Annotated in this window: 4 protein-coding genes; all 4 read left to right on the top strand. The window is 74.7% G+C overall.

Going from position 1 to position 3762, the window contains the following annotated elements:
- Nucleotides 1-468, top strand: a 468-nt coding sequence (locus AB0I76_RS24965; protein ID WP_357040039.1) for an EboA domain-containing protein, incomplete at its 5' end; no start/stop codon positions are given.
- A gap of 1 nt (nt 469) precedes the next feature.
- Nucleotides 470-1324, top strand: a complete 855-nt coding sequence (locus AB0I76_RS24970; protein WP_357040042.1) for a TatD family hydrolase — start codon at nt 470-472, stop codon at nt 1322-1324.
- Complete coding sequence (gene eboE, locus AB0I76_RS24975; protein ID WP_357040045.1) at nt 1324-2505, top strand: metabolite traffic protein EboE; 1182 nt, start codon at nt 1324-1326, stop codon at nt 2503-2505. Before AB0I76_RS24970 ends, eboE begins: the two co-directional genes overlap by 1 nt.
- A partial coding sequence (locus AB0I76_RS24980; RefSeq protein ID WP_357040048.1) for a nucleotide pyrophosphatase/phosphodiesterase family protein occupies nt 2502-3762 on the top strand: 1261 nt, incomplete at its 3' end. The genes eboE and AB0I76_RS24980, both read left to right, overlap by 4 nt.

The following is a 3762-nucleotide window of genomic DNA, read 5'->3' on the forward strand; positions in this document are numbered from 1 at the left end:
CTGCCCGGCTGGACCGCCGACGACGCGGCGCGCGTCCTGCTGCTGACCGCGCTGCCCGGCGACCACGCCGGGTACGCCGACACCCTCTACCGGCACGGCGACGCGGCCGAGAAGCGGGCGGTGCTGCGGGCGCTGCCGCTGCTGCCCATCGGCGCGGCCGGCGTGCCCCTGCTGCACGACGCGATCCGCACCAACGACACCCGGCTGGTCGCCGCGGCCCTCGGCCCGTACGCCCGGCACCTGGACCCGTCCGCCTGGCGGCAGGCCGTGCTCAAGTGCGTGTTCATGGGCGTTCCGCTGGCCGTGGTCGCCGACCTCGACGAGCGTGCCGACGGCGAGCTGGCGGGGATGCTCTCCGCCCTCACCGCCGAGCGCGCCGCCGCCGGCCGGACCATGCCCGCCGACGCCACCGACCTGCTCGACCGGCTCGCCGCCCGGGCCGGCCAACCGCATCCCAGGGAGGCGTGACATGCGCATCTTCGACCCGCACATCCACATGACGTCGCGGACGACCGACGACTACGAGCGGATGGCCGCCGCCGGGGTCCGCGCGGTGGTGGAACCGGCCTTCTGGCTCGGGCAGCCGCGCACCGGCGTCGGCTCGTTCACCGACTACTTCGACTCGCTCATCGGCTGGGAGCCGTTCCGGGCCGGCCAGTTCGGCGTACGGCACCACGCCACCGTGGCGCTCAACCCGAAGGAGGCCAACGACCCGCGCTGCCGTCCGGTGCTCGACCTGCTGCCCCGCTACCTGGAGAAGGACGGCGTGGTGGCGGTCGGCGAGATCGGCTACGACTCGATGACGCCGGAGGAGGACGAGGCCTTCGCGGCGCAGCTGGCCCTGGCCGTCGCCCACGGCCTCCCGGCGCTGGTGCACACCCCGCACCGGGACAAGGCCCGGGGTGTGGAGCGCAGCCTCGCCGTGGTCACCGAGTCCGGCATCGACCCCGGCCGGGTCGTGGTCGACCACCTCAACGAGGTGACCGTCAAGCTGGTCCGGGACAGCGGCTGCTGGTTGGGCTTCTCGATCTACCCGGACACGAAGATGTCCCCGCCGCGGATGGTCGAGCTGCTGCGCGCGTACGGGACCGAGCGGATGCTGGTCAACTCGGCCGCGGACTGGGGGCGCTCGGACCCGCTGCTCACCCGGGCGACCGGGGAGGCGATGCTGCTGGCCGGGTTCACCGACGACGACGTCGACCGGGTGCTCTGGCGCAACCCGGTCGAGTTCTACGGCCAGTCCGGGCGGCTCGACCTGCGCGACGAGGACCTGGCCGCGGTGGACCCGGAGACCGGCAACTCGATCCTGCGCGGCGGCAGCTGATGCGGCTGCGGCACGCCGGCGGCACCACGGTCCATCTCGGCTACTGCACCAACGTGCACCCGGCCGAGGACCTCGCCGGGATCGTCGCCCAGCTGGACAGCCACGCCCGGCCGGTCCGCGAGCGACTCGGCGTCGACCTGCTCGGCCTCGGGCTGTGGCTGGCCGCCCCGGTCGCGGCCGAACTGGCCGCCGATCCCGCACTGCGCCGCCGGTTGCGTGCCGACCTGACCGCGCGGGGTCTGGAGGTGGTCACCCTCAACGGCTTCCCGTACGCGGCCTTCCAGGCCCCGGTGGTCAAGGGCGCCGTGTACCACCCGGACTGGACCACCGACGCGCGGCTGGCGTACACCCTGGACCTGGCCCGGGTGCTGGCCGACCTGCTCCCGGACGACGCGGCGCGCGGATCGGTCTCCACCCTTCCGCTGGCCTGGCGGGAGCCCTGGGACGCGGCGCGCGCGGACGCCGCCCGGCACCGGCTGGACCGGCTGGCGGCCGGTCTCGCCGCGGTCGAGCGGGACACCGGCCGCCCGGTCCGGGTCGGCTTCGAGCCGGAACCGGGGTGCGTCGTGGAGACCACCGGTCAGGCCGGCTCGCTGCTGGCCGGCGTGGACACCGACCGGCTCGGGATCTGCCTGGACCTGGCCCACCTGGCCTGCGCCTGGGAGGACCCCGCGACGGCGCTGGCCCGGCTGGCGGCGGCCGGGTTGCCGGTGGTCAAGGTGCAGGTCTCCGCCGCGATCGAGGCACCGGCCGGTACGACGGACGCGCTGCGCCGCTGGGTCGAGCCGCGCTTTTTGCACCAGACCCGGTCCGCCGGGTGCGGAGCGGCGGCGGACCCGGCCGACCCGGTGCACAGCGCCGACGACCTGGACGCCGCGCTGGACGCGGGGCTGACCGGCCCGTGGCGGGTGCACTACCACGTGCCGCTGCACGCGCCGCCCGAACCACCGCTGAACTCGACCCTGCCGGTGCTGCGCGCCGCGCTGGCGGAGCTGTTCGCCGGTCCGGTCGCCGGCTGCGACCACCTCGACGTCGAGACGTACACCTGGGGGGTGCTGCCGGCGGCGCGGCGCCCGCGCACCGACGCGGAGCTGGCGGCGGGCATCGCCGCGGAACTGGCCTTCGCCCGCGACGAACTGGTCGCACTGGGGCTCACCGATCGACGTGAGGTGGCGGTATGAGAAGACTTCTGGTGCTGGACGTCGTCGGGTTGACCCCGCGGCTGCTGGCGCACATGCCCCGCCTGCGGGCGGTGGCCGACGGTGGGTTCCGGGCGGAGCTGGGCACCGTGCTGCCGGCGGTGACCTGCTCGGTGCAGTCGACCTTCCTCACCGGGGCACTCCCGGAAGAGCACGGGATCGTCGGCAACGGGTGGTACTTCCGGGACCTCGGCGAGGTGCTGCTGTGGCGGCAGCACAACGCCCTGGTGGGCGGCGAGAAGCTGTGGACGGCGGCCCGCCGGGCGCGGCCGGGCTACACGGTGGCCAACGTCTGCTGGTGGTACGCGATGGGCGCGGACGTCGACTGGACGGTCACCCCACGGCCGGTGTACCGCGCCGACGGGCGCAAGGAGCCGGACTGCTACACCGACCCGCCGGAGCTGCACGACGCGCTCACCGACCGGCTCGGCACCTTCCCGCTGTTCACCTACTGGGGACCGACGGCCGGCCTGCCGTCCTCGCGGTGGATCTGCCGGGCCGCCGAGCAGATCCTCACCGAGCAGGCACCGGACCTGACCCTGGTGTACGTCCCGCACCTGGACTACGACCTGCAACGTTTCGGGCCCTCGTCGCCCCGGGCCGCCGCCGCGGCGGCCGAACTGGACGGCGTCCTCGCGCCGCTGCTGGACGCCGCGCGGGACCGGGACACGACCGTGGTGGTCCTGTCCGAGTACGGCATCACCGACGTGTCCCGGCCGGTCGACGTGAACCGCCTGCTGCGGTCCGAGGGGCTGCTGCGGGTGCACACACAGGCCGGGATGGAGTACCTGGACCCGTGGACGTCGCGGGCCTTCGCGGTGGCCGACCACCAGGTCGCGCACGTCTACGTCAAGGACCCGGCCGACGTGCCGGCGGTGGCGAAGCTCTGCGCCGGCCTGCCGGGGGTGGCCGAGGTGCTCGACGAGGCCGGCAAGGCCGCGCACGGGCTCGACCACCCGCGCGCCGGGGAACTGGTGCTGGTGGCCGAGCCGGACGCCTGGTTCACGTACTACTACTGGCTCGACGACGGCCGGGCACCCGACTTCGCCCGGCTGGTGGAGATCCACCGCAAACCCGGGTACGACCCGGCGGAGCTGTTCTTCGACCCGGCCGCCCCGGGGGCGGCGAAGCGGCGGGCCGCCGTCGCGCTGGCCCGCAAGAAGCTCGGGATGCGCTACCTGATGACCATGCCGACCATGGGTGACACCGTGTTCGTCAAGCCGCGCGAGGGCCGCAGCC

Origin of the sequence: Micromonospora sp. NPDC049799 (assembly GCF_040656655.1) — a bacterium.
GTDB lineage: Bacteria > Actinomycetota > Actinomycetes > Mycobacteriales > Micromonosporaceae > Micromonospora.

Coding starts and splice junctions, on each gene's coding strand:
- AB0I76_RS24970 (WP_357040042.1), top strand. CDS start 470: ATGCGCATCTTCGACCCGCACATCCACATGACGTCGCGGACGACCGAC.
- eboE (WP_357040045.1), top strand. CDS start 1,324: ATGCGGCTGCGGCACGCCGGCGGCACCACGGTCCATCTCGGCTACTGC.